This is a genomic window from Ralstonia sp. 25C (assembly GCF_051904805.1).
Classification (GTDB): domain Bacteria; phylum Pseudomonadota; class Gammaproteobacteria; order Burkholderiales; family Burkholderiaceae; genus Ralstonia.
Genome location: NZ_CP196737.1, coordinates 1,692,062 through 1,710,386 on the forward strand (window position 1 = coordinate 1,692,062; position 18,325 = coordinate 1,710,386).

Sequence of the window (18,325 nt, forward strand, 5' to 3'; positions counted from 1 at the left end):
TGGCGGCTCACTTTTGTTGTTCTGATCGCGCGAGACATTGCCCCGCGAGGTCGATAGCCTGCCATCGGGCAGGGGCTTCGACAAGTCCTGGCGGGGGCGTTTTAGACTCGCTCGATCGTTCTGTCGCAAACCTCCCACGCCACCCCCTTGCCACCATGTCGCAGCGCATTCTGCCCTCCGATGTTGAAGGCCGCACGCCGCCATCGCTCGCGCACCCCGTGCGGCTGTACACGCGCCAGATGGAGGCCAACACGCGCTTTCCGCGTCACACGCACCCGTGGGCACAGGTGGCGTACAGCCACAACAGCGTGCTGCGCGTGCAAGCCGGCGACACGGCCTGGGTGGTGCCACCCTCGCGGGCGATCTGGATTCCGCCCGGCATCGAGCACGAGGTGTGGGTGGTGGAGGCCGCGTTTCTGCGCACGCTATATGCCGATCCGTCCGTGGTGACGGGCACGCTGGCTGAATGCCGGGTCATGGAGGTCTCGCCGCTGCTGCGCGAACTGATTGCCGCGATGGACGTGCGCCAGCCACTGCCGCCCGAGCGCGAGCAGGCGCTGGCCGCGCTCATCCTGGACGAGCTGCGCCGCAGCGCCCCGCTGCCGCTCGATCTGCCCATGCCCGCCGACAAACGCCTGCGCACCCTGTGCGAACGCGTGATGGCCGACCCAGGCTCGGCGCTCACCTTCGACGATCTGGCGCGTGACGTGGGCGCGAGCACGCGCACGCTGGCGCGGCGTTTTCGCGACGAGCTGGGCGTGAGCTTTTCACAATGGCGCCAGCAGGCGGTGCTGGCCAGCGCCATCCCGATGATGTCGCAGGGGATGCCGCTGGCGCAGGTGGCGCAAACGCTGGGCTACAACAGCCAGAGCGCGTTTTCGGCGATGTTCCGGCGGGCGTTTGGGCAAAGCCCGAGCGCGTTCCTGCATCGGCCGGGCGCGGAGAACGCCTTGGCTGCAGCGCCCTAGAGCAGCGGTAGGGGCATCGCAGGCAGCGATACCGTAAAGCGTGCGCCGCCGCTGGGCGCCGCATCCAGCAGGACTTCGCCGCCGTGTACGAGCGCAATGCGCCGCACAATCGCCAGGCCCAGGCCAAACCCGCCGGTGTGCCGGTCGCGGCTGGCATCCAAGCGCAGGAAGGGCTCAAACACGCGGGCACGGTCCGGCACGGGGATGCCGGGGCCGTCGTCTTCCACCACCACGCAAAGCGCACCCGCTTGGCCGGCTTCAACCCGCAGGGTGATGGTGTTGCTCGCATAGCGCGCGGCATTGCGGATCAGGTTGAGCAGCGCGCGTGCCAGCAGGCGTGGATCGCACACGTGGTACGCAGGCGCTGCATCGGTCTGCACGGTCAGGCTGAGCTGGCGGTCGGCCACGTCGTTGGCCACGCTGGCGACCACGCTGTCGAGCCACTCCCCCACCGCCACGCGCATCAGCACGAGATGGGTGGCGCCCTGCTCCAGGCGGCTCAGGGCCAACAGTTCGCTCACGAGTTCATCCAGCTCGCGTACGTCACTGCGCAGGGCATCCAGACGGGTGGCACGCTGCGCGTCTGGCACCGGCGTCTGCAGCAGTGCAATGCCGAACTCCAGCCGCGCAATCGGCGTTTTGAGCTCGTGCGAGATACCGTTCATCATCTCGCGCTGGTGCTGGATCGAGCCCTGAATGCGCTCGGCCATCTCGTTGAACTGGCGCGCCAGGCCGTACACGTTGGAACGCTTGCTCAGGCGCGCCCGCGTAGCCAGCTTGCCCGCGCCAAAGCCACGTGCGGCGTCTTCCAGCGTGCGCAGATCACGCCAGTGCAGCCATACCCACAGCAGCAGCGGCACCAGCGCGGCGATGGCGATCAGCGCATAGGCAATGGCGCGGATGCGGCCGTAGTCAATCTCGGCGCTGTAGGCGTGCAACACGCTGCCGTCATGCAGGGGCAGGTAGTAATCCCGCCCATTGGTCTGCAACACCATCTTTCCGTGGGCCAGGTCGTCACGCTGCTCGGCCGACAGCGTGGGCACCGCGGCCGGCTCGACGAAATCGAATCGCTCCCAGGCGTTCTGGTTCAGGCGCGCGACGGCGGCGGCACGGTCCCCACCGGGGGCACGATCCAGATAGTCCTGCAACACGAAGGCATAGCCCTTGCGCACCTCGCGCTCGCCCTGCGTGACGGTGTCGTGGAACATCCAGACAAACGATCGGTTGACGGCGAACACCGCCAGCGCAGCGGCCAGCAGCACCATCACGTAGAGCTTGATCAGGGAGCGGATCATCGTTCAGTCTTCCCACGCCGATGGGCTGAAGAGATAGCCGCGGCCCCAAATCGTCTTGATCTTGTGTGGCTCGGGCGAGGCGTCGCCAAAGCGGCGGCGCAGGCGCGAGATGCCGGAATCGACCGTACGGTCCAGCCCATCGAATTCGATGCCGCGCAGTTGCTTGAGGATGTCGTCGCGGCTGAGCACGGTGCCGGCGGCACGCGCGAGGATCACCAGCAGGTTGAACTCGGCCGTCTTGAGATCGACCGACTGCCCGCGCCATGTCACGGCGCGGTTCGGCGGCGAGATGGTGAGCTCGCCAAAGACGAGCGAGTCGTCCCGCGGCAGGTCCGGCTCCGACGTCGACAGGGTCGGCGAGGCACGACGCAACAGCGCTCGGGCGCGCGCCACCAGCAGGCGCGGCTCGATGGGCTTGAGCACGTAGTCGTCGGCGCCGATCTCGAGGCCCGCCACCTGGTCGTACGTATCCACCCGCGCGGTCAGGATCAGCACCGGCACGCGCGAAAACGCGCGGATGCGCCGACACACTTCCATGCCATCCATGTGGGGCAGCATCAGGTCCAGGATCACCAGCGCCGGCTGGTGCTCGCGCACGGCAGCCACGGCAATGTCGCCACGGCGCACCACTTCCACGGCAAATTCGTAGTTGCCCAGGTATTCGCTGACGAGCTGCGCAAGGCGGTCGTCGTCTTCGATCAGCAGCACCTTGGTCTTGAGCGTCCCATCGGTGATCGCCGTCATCGTCCATTCGCCCCGTTGTTTTTCTGATGGCGCGCAGTGTATGCGCACTGGCTTGCCAATGGGTGTGGTGCAGAAACTTGAAAACACTCGCGCACAATTGCGCACAACTTCCCGGCAATTTCCAGACAGACGTGCGTGGCGGACCTCGCCAGACTGCGGGCTCTCTCTCCAGAGATCCAACAAGAGGTCCAACGTGCATCTACGTCTCCCCCTGCGTCTGGCTCCACGCCTGACGGTTTTGTCTCTCACCCTGCTCTCTGCGTTGTGGGGGTCGCCTTCTGCGGCGTATGCCGAGGAGGCTTCGTACACGGTGTCACTCAATGTGGGCGCTCGCCCGCGCTATGCCGGCAGCAAAGAGACCACCTTTAGCGGCGGCCCCGGCCTGCGGGCGGATTTCGGCAACGGCTGGTTCATTGACCCATTTCAGGGCGGCGCGGGATATTCCATCCGCTTTCTGAACGGCATGTTCGCCTCGGGCGCGCTGTCTTACGACCCCGGCCGGGCCGACCACAACGTCTTCGGCCGTCCGGGCTCCGACCACCTGAAGGGCATGGGCAACGTCAAGGGCTCGCTGCTGGGCGTCTTCACGCTGGGCAGCAAGATCGTCGGCGAGACCACCGCCAGCGCCACGCTGGAAGTGCCGCTCACCCACCGCGAGCGCGGCTGGTCCGGCCACATTGACCTGAACACGCCGGTGGTCAGCTGGGGCACCGACAAGATCACCGTGAACCCGAGCCTGCATTTCGGTTCGCGCAAGTACATGCAGACGTACTTTGGCGTGACGGCTGACCAATCGGCCAACAGCGGTTTTGCGGAGTATTCGACCAACGGTGGCCTGCAGGCCGCGTCCGTGACGATGGCGTGGACCCACACCTTCTCAAGCCACTGGGCATTGCGCACGTCCGTCGGCACATCGCGCCTGCTCGGCAATGCCGCCAAGAGCCCGATCGTGCAGAACAAGCAGGGCTACTTCGTCGGCACAGGCATCGCCTATACGTTCTGAGCGTTCTGCGTGCGGACGCCGGTGTCGAGCCACGCCACGGTTTCGCGCCACCACGGCGCCCCGAACGACGATCGGAAAAAGCCCATGTGACCGACACCCTTGCTGCCCAGCGCGGCGCCGCCGATCTGCCGCCGCGTGATGCGCGCGGCAGGAAAGCGCGCCACCAGCGCGTCGATGGCTTGCGCTGGCGCCAGCGGGTCATCGTCAAACCCCCAGGCGAGCAGCGGCACGTTGAGGCGCGCATAACGGCGGGTGTCCAGCCCGGCGCGTGGCGCAAACAGATAGCCGCGTCGGCGAGCCAAGGCCGCCCAATCGCCGAGGATGCGCGCGGGAATCGACATCGGCCCCATGCCCACGTCCGCCAGCGGCAGCATGCCGCCGCGCACGCGTGCCACCGCCAGGGGAATGCGCACATGCAGCAGCCACGCAAACGGCAGCCGCCCCAAGGCGCCCTGCCACGGCCATCCGCGTACGTTCGCCAGCGGCGACGCCACCTGCACCAGTGCATCCGCATGCACGATATGCGGCGCCAGCCCGGCCAGTTGCCCACCCGCGCTGTGCCCGAGCACCACCAGCTTGCGACCGTCGCAACCTTCGGGGACGAGCGTGTCGTGAACCCACTTCAGCACCGCGTCGATGTCCTGCCGGCCCCAGTCGGCAAAGCGCGGGGTGCCCGGGCCGCTGGCCTGTGCCTCGCCAATGCCGCGATAGTCGAACGTGACGGTGCGCCAGCCCGCTAGGCACAGCGCCCGCGCAAAGGCGGCGTAGAACTGGCGCGGCACGCCCAGCGCGGAGCAGATCACCACCGTGCCGTGCGAGCCCAAGCCGGGGCTGGTGACCGTAACGGGCAGCGTCCAGCCGTCGGCGGTGCGTACGTGGTCTTCGCGGGTGGGGAGGGCGTCGGCGGGGTAATCGATCGGCTCGCGCTGCATGAGGCACTCCGCTGCGGTGTCGGGATGGAGGCAGTATTGGCGGCGGCCGGCAGGCTCACAATAACGCCACAGGTAATCGCCGCACCTACCTCGCTCTGCTTCAATAGATGTCGTAATCGATGATGCGATGGATGACGTAAGACACGCCCAACCCGCCGAGTTGCCCATGCTTGATGAAGCCGATACCGCCCAGGTGGCCGGTGAGCCGCCCGAAGCCGCCCGATCTCGCTTCCCGCAATTGCTGCGCTTCTGGCGCACGCGCCGCGGCTACAGCCAACTGGCCCTGGCGCTGGCGGCGGGCGTGTCGCAGCGGCACGTGAGTTTTCTGGAGTCGGCACGCGCCGCGCCCAGCCGCAACATGATCCTGCAGTTGGCCGAGGAGCTGAGCGTGCCGCTGCGCCACCGCAACCAGATGCTGCTGGCGGCCGGCTTTGCCCCCGCATACTCAGAGCATGGCTTGAGCGCACCGGCCGACGAGGCGTCCCCCATGCGGCAAGCGGTCCGCCACGCGGTCAAGCTGATCCTCGACAAGCAGGCACCCTATCCGGCCATCGTGCTCGACCGCTTCTGGCACGTGCTCGACGCCAATGCTGCCCACCGTCGCCTGATGCGCTGGGCCATCGGCGATGACCGGGCCGAAGGAACGCCGGGCGCCGTCAATATGATGAAACTGGTGTTCGACCCGACCGGGCTGTGGCCGGCGATCGTCAACCGCGACGCCGTCGGCCGCTACCTCGCCCGGCGCGTACGGCAGGAACTGGCCCTGCACACCATCGACCTCGCCACGCAACGATTGCTGCACGACATTCGCGCGCTGCAGCCAGCCCTCTTCGACGCCAGTGAATTCGCCGCGCCCACCCCGCCCGTGCACGACGCGGACGATCCGCCGCCCCTGCTGCCCGTCACGCTGCAGCGCGATGGCGTGACGATCTCGCTGTTCACCACGCTCACCACGCTGGGCACCCCGCGCGACGCGGGGCTACAGGAGATGCGCATCGAGTGCTTCTATCCGGCGGATGAGGCATCGCGGGGTGCGCTGGAGCGTATTACGTTGTAACGGAGTCCGCGTTGCAACGAGAATCATTCTCACTTATATTGGCCGGCCGATTTGCCCTTCAGCCTGCGGCCCCCCGCGCCGCCTTGTGCTTCATGACCGACCTGTCCCAGCCCCCACGTTCAGCCGAGCCCGCCACACCCGCTCGCCCTGCGCGAGCCCCTGCCCAGCACCCGGTCAACCGCCGTGCCACAGCAGTGCGGTGGCTGCGCAAGACGCACGGCTGGTTCGGGTTGTGGGGCGCGGTGATGGGGCTGATCTTCGGCGTGTCGGGCATCTGGCTGAACCATCGCGCGGTGCTGAAGCTGCCCGTGGCGCAGGAGCGCACCAACACGCAGATCGCCCTGCCCGATCCGCTGCCCGCCACGCCTGAAGCCATGAACACCTGGCTGCAGCAGGCATTGAGCCTGTCGGAACCCGCCAACCGCGTGCGCGTGGAAAAAGCCAAACCGGTCGCGTGGGCCGAGCGCCCGGCCAAGGGCGACGAGACGAGCAACGAGAAAGGCGAGGCAGGCAGCGCCAAACCCCTGATGCAGCCCGAGCAGTGGACCTTCAACTTTGGCGGCGCCACCCGGCAGATCCAGGCCGAGTACTGGGCCGGCAACCGCTCGGTGTCGATCCGGCAAACGGACAACGGTTTCCTCGGCACGCTGATGAATCTGCACAAGGGCACAGGCATGACGGTGCCGTGGATTCTGCTGGTGGATACGCTGGCCGGCTGTTTGATCTTCCTGTCGCTCTCGGGCCTGTGCCTGTGGGTGATGACCACCAAGCGCCGCACGGTCGGCTGGACGATCTTCGGGCTGGGGAGTTTGCTGGCGATCGGGTTGGCGGTCTCGCGGCTCTGAGCACCGCATCTGCTGCAGAAGGCGCCCGCGTGGCGCCTTTTTTGCCTGCGTTTTACGGCCGGTCGACGCTGCGCTCGGTGAGCAGGCGCTGGATCGCCCGCATGCGCGCGCGCACCATCTCGTCGCGGCGCTGCGCCACGCACGTCATCAAGATCTCGATGACGGTCAGGTGCACAAGGTAGGCCTCGGTGCCCACGCGCATCACCGCATCTTCGGGCACATCCACCGCGAGCGCGACGTGCGCGCGTTCGGCCAGCGGCGTGCCCGCCTGGGTGATGGCGATGACGCAAGCGCCCTGCTCCGCCGCATAGGCAATCGACTCCAGCAGATACGGCATGCGCCCCACGTGGGAGAACGCCACCACCACATCCGACGCGCCGAGCATCGCTGCCGAGACGAGCTGCAGGTGCGCATCAAAGTAGGCGTTGGACGCCAGCCCCAGCCGCATCAGCCGCGCCTGCATGTCGTTCGCCATGAACGACGAGGCGGCACCGGCGGCATAGCAATCGACCCGGCGCGCACGGGCGATACGCTCGGCGGCGGCGTCCACCTGCGTAGTCGACAAGGATTCGCGCAGCTTGGCCAGCGCCCGCGTGGCGCCGTCGATGACCTTGCTGGCCACCAGCGCCGGCGGGTCCGCCCGGCCGACGTGGCCCGGCAAGGTCGGCTGCGCGTGCGCCAACTCCGCAGCCAGCGTGGCCTTGAATTCGCGCAGGCCCTCGAAACCGAGCGCCTGGCACATCCGCACGATGGTCGGCATCGACACGCCCGCGCGCACGGCCAGCGTTTCCACCGACTGCTCCAGCGACAGCTCCGGCGCCTCCAGGATCAGCCGCGCCACCCCCTGCTGCGCCGGCGAGAGCGCGGACAGCTTGTCACGCAAGGCGTTGAGCACGGGAACGGAAGGCGAAGGCATGGGGCGACGGAGGACAGTCAGGAGCGTTCGCCAGTGTAGCGGCGCGCCCCTGCCACGCCGGCCGAGGGAAAACCCCCAAAAATCTGTAAATGCGCGGTTTACGCGCGATGCACCCACCGCGTGCGCCGCCCAGTCCGGCGCGGCGTGTGCGGCGCTTTGCCGGTGCACGCGTAACTTCAACCCTTACACGCACAACTTGATCGAGAGTCGGCCCCCGAGCCACTCCGGAAATCCATTCCGGCCAATACGACAAGAGGGGAGCCACATGACCACCGTTTCGATCCGTTCCATTCCACTGTCAGCCGCTGCGCTGGCGGCACTGCTTGCCTGCAGCGCGGCGCACGCGCAATCGAGCGTTACGCTATACGGCGTGATGGAAACCGGCCTGCGCTACAGCACCAACAATGACGCCGCCGGCCACGGCAAGGCCGAGATGGCCGGCGGCTACTACAGCGGCAGCCGCTTCGGCCTGCGCGGCTCGGAAGACCTCGGCAACGGGCTGAAAGCGGTGTTCCACCTCGTCAGCGGTTTCGCACCGGACACCGGCGTGGGCTCCACGAACGACATGGGCCTGGGTGGCTACAAGCCCACCACGCCCGCTTCGTCGCGCCTGTTCGGGCGTCAGGCGTACGTCGGGCTGGAAGGCGGCTTCGGCGCCCTGACGTTCGGCCGGCAAGAGAACCTCGTCTTCAACACGGCTGGCCAATACGACGCGCTTTCCATCGGCAACCTGGGCGCCACGGCCTGGCACGTCACCGCCACCGGCGTGCGTATCGACAACGCAGTCAAATACGTGGGCGATTTCAACGGCTGGCGCCCCGGCGTGATGGTCGGCATGGGCGAACAGGCCGGCGCGTTCTCGGCGGGCAACTACGGCGCGCTGTCGCTCAACTACGCCAACGGCCCATTCACCTTCGGCGGCGCGTGGGAACAGCAGAAAGACCTGCAATCCGTCGGCACCCGTACGTGGACCACCGGCGGCAGCGTGCAAGTCGGCCCCGCCAAGCTGATGCTCGGCTACATCAACTACCGCGACGGCACTCCCACCAAGAACGATCTCATCCTCGGCGGCGTGAAATACGATTTCAGCAGCCAATACAACTTGGTCGTAGGGGGCATGGCCACCCGCCAGCGCGATCCCGACGGGCTGCGCTACACCGGCTACGCGATCATGAATTACGTGGTCAGCAAGCGCACCTGGCTATACGTCGGCCTGGACTACACCCACCAGAAAGACGCCGGCACCGTCCTGGCCGCAGCGCTACCGAAGTCCTCGCAGACCGGCGTCATGGTCAGCATGCGCCACGGGTTCTGACCCGGCAATACGGCCACCCCAACACTGGGCGTAAAGACCCGCGCTCAGACGGTGTGGCCGTACCCTGCCCTAGATGGCGCCTTGAATTTCTGTTGCAGAGAGGAACAAGGAAGGGGAACTGTTTGAGCGCAGCGAGTTTTCCCCTCCCCCTCTCTGCGACAGAAATTCAAGGAGGCTTTCGCCATCTCGGGCGCGCCTCTCTTTGCTTACTTTCTCTGGCAAGACAGAGAAAGTGAGTCGGCCCCGGCAGGGGACGAAACAGCAGCAAACCACCAACGCTCCTAAGCAGGCGCAGCGCTAGGCGGTTTTCCAGATTCCGGCTGCACCTTCTCCCCACCCGGCGAAACCCGCGTCATCCACTCTTCAAACGCCGGAGAAGTCCGCAACACCGTCCCCGGCGTCGCCAGCGGCACGTGGGCCTGATCAAACGCGTCCTTCAACACCACATTGAACGCCCGCAACACATCCGCCTGCTTCTGCGGCCGCGTCCGGAACCGCCCCTTGACCACCATCGCCCCGCCTTCAAAGCGATCCAGCCCAAACACCTCCGCGCCACCAAGCAACGTGTACGCAAAGCGCGGCTCACCAGCAATCTGGTCGGCGGCCTTGCGCACAAGATCGATCGCCCGCTGCGGCTCAGCATCCATCGCCACGCGCACTTCAAAATCAGCAAACGAGTAATCGCGCGAGAGGTTCCGCACCGTCTTGATCTGGCTGAACGGGATCGACAGCACCGCCCCCGTGCCATCGCGCAGCCGCACGGTGCGGATGGTCAGGTTGACCACCGTACCGGTCGCCACCCCCACATCCACCGTATCGCCCACGCTGATGGTGTCTTCCATGAGGATGAAGATGCCGGTAATCAGATCCTGCGCCAGCGACTGCGCACCAAACCCCACTGCCAGGCCGACCACCCCGGCGCCCGCCACCAGCGGCGTCACATTCACCCCCAGGTTGGCAAGCACGCCGATGCTGGCCGTCACCACCAGCGTCACCTTCAGGCCATTGCGCAGCAGCGGCAGGATGGTGAGCGCACGCGTGCTGGGCTGCGCGCGCGCCGAGGCCGGCGACAACGCCCGCAGGATCGCCGTGTCCAGCAGGATCCACGCCAGCCACGTGGCAAACACGGTGCCGATCAGGCCGACCAGCGCATCGGCAATGCGCTTGCCGTTGACCGAGCTGTGCGTCACCTCCACCAGCGTGTGTCCCCACACGCGCAGCACCAGCTCGACAAAGACGACCCAGATGCCGAGCTGCACCAGCGCCGTGAAGAAATGCTTAAGCCGCTCCACGTACGGCGAGCTGCGCGCGAGTCGCAAATGCCGACGCCAGCTCTTGCGCGGCCGCACCACCGCCGTCAGAAAGAGCGCCGCCACCAGCAGCAGTGAGGTCATCACTGCACGGCGCGAGACCACGTCGACGTTGTCGGGCATGGTCAATGTGGCCAGCACCGTCACGCCCGCCAATACCAGCACGGGCACCGGCCACAACGCGGCAATCACATGGCGGACCTGGTTGCCGGCATGCTCACCCTGACGCGTCTCCAGCGGCCGATTGGCAATCAACTGGCCGACCGGGCGACGCGCCCACAGCGCGCCCACCGCCAGCATCACCGACGAGACCGCGTTGCACACCGTAGAGAGCAACAGGCTGAGCGAACCGCCAAGCACCAGCGCAACACGCGGGTCCAGCAGCGCATCGCCGCACGCGCCGAGCGTGGCAGTCAGGAAGATCGGCCACATGCCGTGCTTGAGCAGGTACTCCACCGCCACACGTCGGTGCGCGCTGCCGGCAAACAACGAGAACAGCATCGCCACCGCCGCGGTGATGATCGCCCCCCACACGATGGCGTAGGCCAGCACCAGCGCCAGCACAAAGCCGGGCGTGGCGTCGTGCGAGACGCGCATGATCACCGCAAATGACACGGCCCACGGGCCGATCTTGCGCAGCGCATCGATAAAGAGCGCACGTGTGGTCGGATGGGGTCCGAGCCCGGCCTTGAGGCCGAACACGCGCCGGAGCAGCCAGCCCAGGCCGAGCAGCCCACCGGCAATCGCGGCCCAGATGGCGACGGTGCTCGCAAAGTCGGTGGCCAGCGGCATGCGTTTGCCCGGCGCGGTGAGCAGGCTGGCGTTGTCGATGGCGGCATCCAGGCGACGCAGCCAGTAGCGTGGTGCACCGGCTTCCACATCGGCTTCGACAGAACCGTGCTCGATCAGCGACGCCACCGCGCCGAGCAAACCGGGCGCCTGCTCGGCTTGCGCGGTTTGCTGCGCGGCCACACCATCGCGCAGCTGCTTGAGTTCGGTGACGAGCGCGGCGCGTTGCTGATCGTTGTCGAGCAACGTGATGACGGCGTCGAGCGATTGACGCGTCTGCGCGGGCGTGGCGGCGGGCGCCGATGCGCTGGCAGTGGACGACGGCAGCCCGGCCAGTTTGGCAAACGACACCGGCGCGGCCTCCGCCAGATGGGCGATGCCCAGCGTCAGCAGGAACCACGCAACCGGCCACAGCCGCCGCATCCAGAAGAAGGAACGAGTACGCATGACGGGAAAGCGATCGTGCAAAAAGCGATCACGGCACAATACGCGAATTCCCGTGGGGGGCGAATTCCCGTGGGTGGCGAATTTCCGTAGGGGCGATTTCGCGCAGCGGCCGACCTCAGCGCTTGGTGCCCGCAGGCAGCGGCGCGCGGCGCCACAGCCAGGCCGCCGTACCCAGCGCGCACACCATGCACGCTATCACCAGCGCCACCACGCCGGGCCAGCCCCACGGTGCATAGAGCTTGCCGCCCGTGGTGCCGACCAGGCTGGAGCCCAGGTAGTACGCCAGCAGATACAGCGCCGCGGCTTGTCCCTTGGCCCGCTGCGCGCGACGCCCGACCCAGCCGCTGGCCACCGCATGCGCGCCAAAGAACCCGAAGGTGAGCAACGCAATGCCGCCAATCACCAGCGCCAGTGGCGTGGCCAGGGTCAACAGCACCCCCGTCGACATCAACGCCGTGCCCAGCAGCAGCATGCGGCCCCGGCCGTGGCGATCGGCCAGTCGCCCGAACCACGCGGAGGCGCCAATGCCGACCAGATACACCATGAAGATGCCGCCCACCGCCGTCTGGCTGAGCGCGTACGGCGCATCGAGCAGATGAAAGCTGGCGTAGTTGTAGACGGTGACGAAGCCGCCCATCAGCAAGAAGCCCATGGCGAAGACCGCCCGCAAGCCCGGCTCGCGCAGATGCGCGCCCAGCGTGTCGAACAGATCGCCCAGCGCCACGCCCTTGCGCGGCACAAAGCGGCGCGACGGCGGAAGCAGCCACAGGAAAGCCAACGCCGCCAGCAAGCCCAGCGCGCCCGTCACGCCAATGGCCGCGCGCCAGCCAAGGTGGTCGGCCACGGCGCCGGTCAGCACTCGCCCCGCCATCCCGCCGAACGCCGTGCCGCCGATATACAGGCCCATCGCCAATCCCAAGCCCTGTGGATGCACCTCTTCGGCCAGATACGCCATCGCCACAGCCGGCACCCCACCCAGCACGATGCCCAGCAACGCCCGCGTGACCAGCAGCCCATGCCAGCCCGGCAGCACGGCCGCCGCCAGCGTGAGCGCTGACGACAACACCAGCGACACGCCCATCAGCGTCTTGCGATGGATCGACTCCGACAGCAGCCCCGCAAACAGAATCGCAAAGGCCAGCAGCAGCGTGGACACCGACAGCACCAGACTCGTCTGCGCAGGCGTGAGGCCAAAGTCGTGCGCCAGCAGCGGCATCAACGGCTGCACGCAATACAGCAGCGAGAAGGTGGAAAAGCCGGCCGCAAACAGCGCCAGATTGGCGCGCAGATACCCGGGAGAGCCGCGCACCAACCAGTGTGCAGGGTCGGCAGGTTCAATGGAGGCAGCGGATACGGAAGTGGACACAGCGTTCACGGCTGGAGGTTCGAGGGAGGCCGCCTATTATCGTTCGCAGCCGCCGTGCCCGCTGCGGAGCCCCGCGCGGCATCGGTCTTGCGTCGCCCTACGCATCCGCCCTTGCCCACCCATCATGCAGACCACGCTCTACTACTGGCCCGAAATCCAAGGTCGCGGCGAGTTCGTCCGCCTCGCGTTGGAACAGGCCGCCGTGCCCTACATCGACCTCGGCCGCGAGGATGCTGCCGCCATCGAAGCGTTTCTCGACGATGCGGGCATCACCACGCCACCGTTCGCCCCGCCGTTTCTGGTGGTCGGCACATTGGTGATTCCGCAGACGGCCAACATCCTGCTCTACCTCGGCCAGCATTACGGCCTGGCGCCGCACGACGAAGCCGGCGGTCTGTGGACGCATGGCCTGCAACTCACGATTGCCGACTTCGTGGTGGAGATTCACGATACGCACCACCCCATTGCCTCGGGCGACTATTACGAAGACCAGTTGGCCGAGGCCAAACGGCGCACACAGGATTTCCTCGCGCACCGTGCACCCAAGTTCCTGCGCTACTTTGAGCGCGTGCTCGATCGCAACCCCGCTGGCCCCACGTGGGCGGTGCGCAATGCGCTGACGTATGTGGACTTGTCGCTGTTCCAGATCGTGGCCGGGCTGCGCTATGCGTTTCCGTATCACATGCAGCGTTACGAGCGCGAGCTTCCCCACTTGGCCGCGTTGCACGATCGCGTGGCCGCGCTGCCGAACATCGCCGCGTATCTGCAGTCGCCGCGCCGTATTCCGTTCAACACCATGGGCATCTTCCGCCACTATCCGGAACTGGATGCGCTGAAATGACAAACCCGGCGCAAGGCCGGGTCTGGGTGGGCTGCGGACACTTCAGGCGGGGAACCGCCGCCGGATGTCTTCCAGCGCGGTCGGCCAGCTGTCGATGGCCGCCAGGTCGTGGATGTCCTGCAGGTCGATCAGCAACTCGACCACGCGGTCATCATCGACATTCACGCCGGAGCAGCGCAGCGCACGCGCCAGCGCATCGTCGCCGGGCACGCGCAGCAGGCTGACGCCCAGGCGCTCGATGTCTGCGCTGTAACACGCATCGTTGATCAGAATGCCGACACCGCAGCGGCGGTTGTCCAGCCCGCGATAACGCGGCTCGCCATCGGCGTCTTCGGAGCGGCAGTGCTGCGCTAGCAGGTGCGTGCGCACGCGGTCAAAAATGTCCTCGATGGCGAGGAACGTCCCCTTCCCTTCCATAGCGTCACCTTATCGTTGGTGATCTGTTCAATCAGCGGCTTAGAACGTATCGACAACCGCGCCGTTCAGGCCGAACTGGCGGGCGATCGAGTGCAGACGCTCCTTCCACTCCCACGTGCCGAATACGTCGTGCGCGTTCTGCAGCTTGGAGAGCAGCTCAACGGTGTCCTGGTCGTCCACGTCGATGCGGGCTTTCTTGAGTGCACGGCGCAGCGCGATGACGCCGGCATCCATGTAGCGCGGGATCTCGTTGGCGGGCTTGAGGATGTAGCGCACCGGCACGCTTTCCATCGACGTGGTGTAGTCACGCACGCCGATCAGGTTGCCGATGGGGCAGCAGCGGCCGCCCTGGCCGTGGTACGCCGCACCGCCACGCGGCAGGATGGCAGCGCCGCCCTGGTCGAACAGATGGCGAACCGCGCCATCGTAGATTTCTTGTTTGCTGAGATATTGCGTTTTCATGTTCTTTCCCCTGACCCCAGGTGTGCACTCGCCGCCGATTCGCTTGATTCGCCCAACTCGCTTTCAACGTCCGGTCTGACATCCGCTCCAACATCGCGCGACAGGCCTTCCGTACGACCTATCTTGGTTCAGGATGCACCAGAACCATGGGCCGAAAAAGCACGGGAATGTAAGTCATTTTTACCGTTTGCTTTTTGGCAACGAATCGCCCGGAAAGGTGCGCCAGTCAACGCTTTACGGGTGCTGAAGACCTCACGCGGCGAGCATCGTTTTCCGACGTGTGATGCGCCTACGCAACGGTGTGTGCGCTGCCCTGCGCGCAGGTGAATTGCGCGTCGTAGGCGCGGCGCTTACATCCCGATGATCTCGTCTGCGTGGCCCAGGCAGAAGCCGCGTGGGTCGTGATGCGCGCACATCGGCATCACTTCGTAGCCGGCGGCGCGCAGCAACACCGCGCGCGCGGCCACTTCAACGGGCGGCAGGGCCTGCCCCGTGGCTTGATCACGCACGAGCCGGCCGAGTTCGGCAAACGGCTGGTGCAGCAGATGTTCCAGATCGAGCGAACCGCAGTACCGCATCACATCACCTTCAAAAAACATCGGCGCGGCACGGGTGCTCGCACACCACATCGCGCCTTACATGGATTCGTCAGCCAGCTCCGGCGACACCACCAGCGTCTGGCGCACCCGCGCATAGGCGGCGCGCTGGGCCCAGATGGCATCCGTCAGGGCGGCGAGCAGTGCGTCGCGTGGCAGGCTTTGCGGTGCCACACCGAACTGCGCCTCCACGGTACGTAGAGCCTCCGTCACTTCGCTGCGCCATCGGGCGTCGAGTCGCTGGTTCATGTTGTTATCGGTCTGGGTCGGGCACGGAGGGTCGGCAGGCTTGTGCCCGCTCTGGCCGTGCTGGGAAGGGGTTCGGCGGAATGGCTTCCGCTCTTGCTGATGGAGAACGGCACACCGCACCGAAACTTGATTGCGTCGAGGAGGGGTAAACCTCCAGGGCCCGTTCCCTGGCCTCCACCAAACGGGCTCCCCCATTCGCGCAGCAACTTCAGCGCGTGCGTGTGGCCCAATCGGTTCCGGAACTGACACCAAGATGGAGCATTGCGTGGCCCGATCGTCCTTCCTGCGCCCACCCTTTCTGACACTGGCCTGTGCAGTCGCCTACACGCTGGCCGCGCCGGCCATCGCCACGGCGGGCGGCCCTGACCCGCGCCAGTACATGCACGGCATCAGTGCGGTGCCCGCCACGGCCGTCAACACGTTCAACGTGTTCTTCAGTGCCTCGGGCCTGCCGCCGCGCGGCGCCGACCGCAGCGGCAGCTGGCCGCACGATGTGTATGTCGCGCAATGGCATGCGGACACCGGCACGCTGGATACCCCGCGCATCTTCATCCAGAAGCCCGAGGCGCAGGAGCCGGTGACGGTGGCGCGCAACCGCGCGGGCCAGGTGATGGTGTCGTTTGAAGATGGCTGGAATGCGCCGGAAAACGTCACGCAGCGCTATGGCATCTACGACGCGGCGCTGCGGCCCATCAAGCCGTATCCGCAGCAGGTGGAATCGGGCGGGCACTCCGGCCACATCACGGCCGTGGGCGATCGCTTCGTGGTGTTCTATTCCGATGGCTGGGTCAACGGCGGCGGGGTCGACAACCTGGGCAGCGGCAACGGCGTCTACGTGAAGGTCTATGACGGGCGCGGCAAGCTGCTGCGCAGTGTCAACGTGGCGCATGAACGCCGCGAGTGGTGGCCACTCGTGGCAGGTGGTGCCACGCAAGCGCTGCTCGTCTGGCAGCAGTTCGTGCCGGGGCAGACGGAGGCCAACCTGAAGATCGCCATCTTGGACCCGGCGAGCGGCCGTGTCACCGGCGAGCAGGTCCTGCACAAGCATCTGCAGTACTACACCTACAGCGTGGCGTGGCTGCCGGCGGTGGAGCGCTTTCTGCTGGTGGGTGTAGCAAAGGGCAACGGCTTTGCCGATCTGATCGACAGTGCGGGCAACGTGCGCGCGTCCATTCCGTGCATGCCGGCCACCGTGCGCGAGGCCGGTATCGCCGTCAACCAGCGCACGGCCTACACGCCCGCCGCGGATGGCCGCCTGCTGCAACTGCAGGCGGGCCCGGACTCCCTCACGCTGTCCGGCACGTTGATTAACACCGAGGGGAAACCGGTGCACTGGCGCCCAGTGGGCAGCGTCGGCCTGCTGCGCACGTCGGGCGCGCTCGACTGGCTCTCGCTCACGGAAAAAGGGTTGGAACCGCTACGCTTCGACCCCGAGAAAGCCCAGCCGGCCAACGCGGCGGACCAATGCCGTTAGCGCGGGGAGTTCACGTGCCCGAAGCCAGCACGCGCAAGCGCACCAGGCCATTCCACTTCGCGTGGATGGCGTCGGTAATACGCGCAGGTTCTGCGGCCAGCGCGGCCGGCACGATCAGGTCCATCTCGACCACGCCATCCACGTAATGCAGCACGCAGTGGCGCGCATCCAGCGGCGTGCCGATCGGCAGCAGCGGGGTGAGCACGGCCACCAGCGCATCGCGGTCGGGCAGCGGTAGCGGGTCGGTCGCGATACGCTCGCTCGGGTCTACGTGGATCTGCACATCGAGCACCGCCATCGCGGTGTGCGCGGCGAGCGCGTTGGCGCGGGCACGCACGGCAATCGCGTGGCCTTCGCTCACGGACACACGCGGGTCCACTTCGATATGCGCATCGACGAGGGCTTGGTCGCCCGTGACGCGCGTGCGCAGGTCATGCACGCTGATCACACCCGGCGTGCCCGCCAGGCTCGCGCGAATGGCCTGCACCTGCGACGGCGGCAGCGCGCGGTCCATCAAATCGTTGAGCGCCTCCCAGCCGAAGCGCAGCCCCACCCGGCCGATCATCGCGCCCACCACGCAGGCGGCTACGGGGTCCAGCCAGTGATAGCCCATCAGGTTGCCGGCCACACCCACGGCCGCCACCAACGATGAAATCGCGTCCGAACGCGCATGCCATGCATTGGCGATCAGCATGCGCGAGCCGATGCGCTTGGCCACCGCCAGCATGTAGCGGAACAGGCCTTCCTTGGCCACCAGCGCGATCAGCGCCACCACCAGTGCCAGGCCGTGCACCGGCGTCGGCCCCTGCGGTGAGCGCAGGCTTTCCACCGCGGCCCAGATCATGCCGGCGCCTGCGCCGATCAGCAGCAGCCCGAGCCCGAGCGATGCGGCGTTCTCATAGCGCGCGTGGCCGTACTGGTGGTCTTCATCCGGCCCCTTGTGGCTGTTGCGGTTGGCGATGAAGACGATGCCATCGGCAATCAAGTCCGACAGCGTATGCAGCCCGTCGGCCACCAGACCCTGCGAATGCGACCACACCCCCGCCGCGATCTGCCCCACGGACAGCACGCAATTGACGCCCGCGCTCACAAGCGTGGAGCGCTCGGCGCTCTGCTGGCGCGTGGCGACGGAAGAAGCGATGGGCTGATGGGATGTCATGGAGATGGGCACGCAGGAAATCGCCAGCATTGTGCCACGCGGTCATGTCGGTTCCGATTTCGGACGCGGCACGACAGAGGCAACATGTTTGGACAAATTTGCACCAGAAGAGCGCAGATACCCCCCTATTAATAAGACTT

At 66.7% G+C, this 18,325-nt stretch carries 18 protein-coding genes; 7 read left to right on the top strand and 11 right to left on the bottom strand.

From position 1 onward, the window contains the following. The first annotated feature begins 155 nt into the window (after positions 1–155). The gene (locus tag ACS7SF_RS07885) at positions 156–968 is read left to right on the top strand and encodes an AraC family transcriptional regulator (RefSeq protein ID WP_439892409.1); all 813 of its coding nucleotides are present in this window, start codon (positions 156–158) and stop codon (positions 966–968) included. On the opposite strand, the gene ACS7SF_RS07890 is transcribed toward ACS7SF_RS07885, so the two are convergent. Next, on the bottom strand, positions 965–2,263 hold the full coding sequence (locus ACS7SF_RS07890; protein ID WP_439892410.1) for an ATP-binding protein: 1,299 nt from the start codon (positions 2,261–2,263) through the stop codon (positions 965–967). The two genes, ACS7SF_RS07885 and ACS7SF_RS07890, sit on opposite strands and share 4 nt — an antisense overlap. Before the next feature lie 3 nt (positions 2,264–2,266). Then, positions 2,267–3,007, bottom strand: coding sequence for a response regulator (locus tag ACS7SF_RS07895; RefSeq protein ID WP_439892411.1), 741 nt, complete (start codon positions 3,005–3,007; stop codon positions 2,267–2,269). A 193-nt stretch (positions 3,008–3,200) separates the two neighbouring features. Between ACS7SF_RS07895 and ACS7SF_RS07900 the strand changes: the two genes are divergently transcribed. After that, positions 3,201–4,010, top strand: coding sequence for a MipA/OmpV family protein (locus ACS7SF_RS07900; protein WP_439892412.1), 810 nt, complete (start codon positions 3,201–3,203; stop codon positions 4,008–4,010). Here ACS7SF_RS07900 and ACS7SF_RS07905 read toward each other — a convergent pair. Next, on the bottom strand, positions 3,998–4,942 hold the full coding sequence (locus ACS7SF_RS07905) for an alpha/beta hydrolase family protein (RefSeq protein ID WP_439892413.1): 945 nt from the start codon (positions 4,940–4,942) through the stop codon (positions 3,998–4,000). The two genes, ACS7SF_RS07900 and ACS7SF_RS07905, sit on opposite strands and share 13 nt — an antisense overlap. Before the next feature lie 166 nt (positions 4,943–5,108). Here ACS7SF_RS07905 and ACS7SF_RS07910 point away from each other — a divergent pair, with 166 nt between their 5' ends. Continuing rightward, on the top strand, positions 5,109–5,999 hold the full coding sequence (locus ACS7SF_RS07910) for a helix-turn-helix domain-containing protein (protein WP_439892414.1): 891 nt from the start codon (positions 5,109–5,111) through the stop codon (positions 5,997–5,999). Positions 6,000–6,091: 92 nt separating this feature from the next. Continuing rightward, positions 6,092–6,844 (top strand): PepSY-associated TM helix domain-containing protein, encoded by a 753-nt coding sequence (locus ACS7SF_RS07915; RefSeq protein ID WP_439892415.1) that lies wholly within the window; start codon positions 6,092–6,094, stop codon positions 6,842–6,844. 52 nt (positions 6,845–6,896) lie between these two features. Here the strand turns inward: ACS7SF_RS07915 and ACS7SF_RS07920 are convergent, their stop codons facing one another. Further along, positions 6,897–7,760, bottom strand: coding sequence for a MurR/RpiR family transcriptional regulator (locus ACS7SF_RS07920; RefSeq protein ID WP_439892416.1), 864 nt, complete (start codon positions 7,758–7,760; stop codon positions 6,897–6,899). A 265-nt stretch (positions 7,761–8,025) separates the two neighbouring features. Here ACS7SF_RS07920 and ACS7SF_RS07925 point away from each other — a divergent pair, with 265 nt between their 5' ends. Further along, positions 8,026–9,075 carry a porin gene (locus ACS7SF_RS07925; RefSeq protein WP_439892417.1) on the top strand — a complete coding sequence of 350 codons (1,050 nt, stop codon included), beginning with the start codon at positions 8,026–8,028 and terminating at the stop codon, positions 9,073–9,075. Between the two features lie 281 nt (positions 9,076–9,356). Here the strand turns inward: ACS7SF_RS07925 and ACS7SF_RS07930 are convergent, their stop codons facing one another. Next, positions 9,357–11,621: a mechanosensitive ion channel family protein gene (locus ACS7SF_RS07930; RefSeq protein WP_439892418.1), complete on the bottom strand. Its 2,265-nt coding sequence runs from the start codon at positions 11,619–11,621 to the stop codon at positions 9,357–9,359. Positions 11,622–11,736: 115 nt separating this feature from the next. Continuing rightward, positions 11,737–12,987, bottom strand: coding sequence for an MFS transporter (locus ACS7SF_RS07935; RefSeq protein WP_439892419.1), 1,251 nt, complete (start codon positions 12,985–12,987; stop codon positions 11,737–11,739). A 124-nt stretch (positions 12,988–13,111) separates the two neighbouring features. On the opposite strand from ACS7SF_RS07935, the gene ACS7SF_RS07940 reads away from it, so the two are divergent. After that, a complete protein-coding gene (locus ACS7SF_RS07940) occupies positions 13,112–13,828 on the top strand; it encodes a glutathione S-transferase (protein ID WP_439892420.1) in 717 nt (238 codons plus the stop codon). Between the two features lie 42 nt (positions 13,829–13,870). On the opposite strand, the gene ACS7SF_RS07945 is transcribed toward ACS7SF_RS07940, so the two are convergent. The 4 genes from ACS7SF_RS07945 to ACS7SF_RS07960 all read right to left on the bottom strand — a co-directional run bounded on the left by ACS7SF_RS07945 (position 13,871) and on the right by ACS7SF_RS07960 (position 15,552). Continuing rightward, entirely contained in the window at positions 13,871–14,245 is a 375-nt protein-coding gene (locus tag ACS7SF_RS07945; RefSeq protein ID WP_439892421.1) for a hypothetical protein, read from the bottom strand. A gap of 39 nt (positions 14,246–14,284) precedes the next feature. Continuing rightward, positions 14,285–14,707: a hypothetical protein gene (locus ACS7SF_RS07950; protein WP_426395548.1), complete on the bottom strand. Its 423-nt coding sequence runs from the start codon at positions 14,705–14,707 to the stop codon at positions 14,285–14,287. Between the two features lie 350 nt (positions 14,708–15,057). Further along, on the bottom strand, positions 15,058–15,285 hold the full coding sequence (locus tag ACS7SF_RS07955; RefSeq protein ID WP_439892422.1) for a hypothetical protein: 228 nt from the start codon (positions 15,283–15,285) through the stop codon (positions 15,058–15,060). A 57-nt stretch (positions 15,286–15,342) separates the two neighbouring features. Continuing rightward, positions 15,343–15,552, bottom strand: coding sequence for a hypothetical protein (locus ACS7SF_RS07960; RefSeq protein ID WP_366171005.1), 210 nt, complete (start codon positions 15,550–15,552; stop codon positions 15,343–15,345). 265 nt (positions 15,553–15,817) lie between these two features. Between ACS7SF_RS07960 and ACS7SF_RS07965 the strand changes: the two genes are divergently transcribed. Beyond that, on the top strand, positions 15,818–17,026 hold the full coding sequence (locus ACS7SF_RS07965; RefSeq protein WP_439892423.1) for a hypothetical protein: 1,209 nt from the start codon (positions 15,818–15,820) through the stop codon (positions 17,024–17,026). A 10-nt stretch (positions 17,027–17,036) separates the two neighbouring features. Here ACS7SF_RS07965 and ACS7SF_RS07970 read toward each other — a convergent pair whose 3' ends face one another. Then, positions 17,037–18,185, bottom strand: a complete 1,149-nt coding sequence (locus ACS7SF_RS07970) for a cation diffusion facilitator family transporter (protein ID WP_439892424.1) — start codon at positions 18,183–18,185, stop codon at positions 17,037–17,039. Between the last annotated feature and the right edge of the window lie 140 nt (positions 18,186–18,325).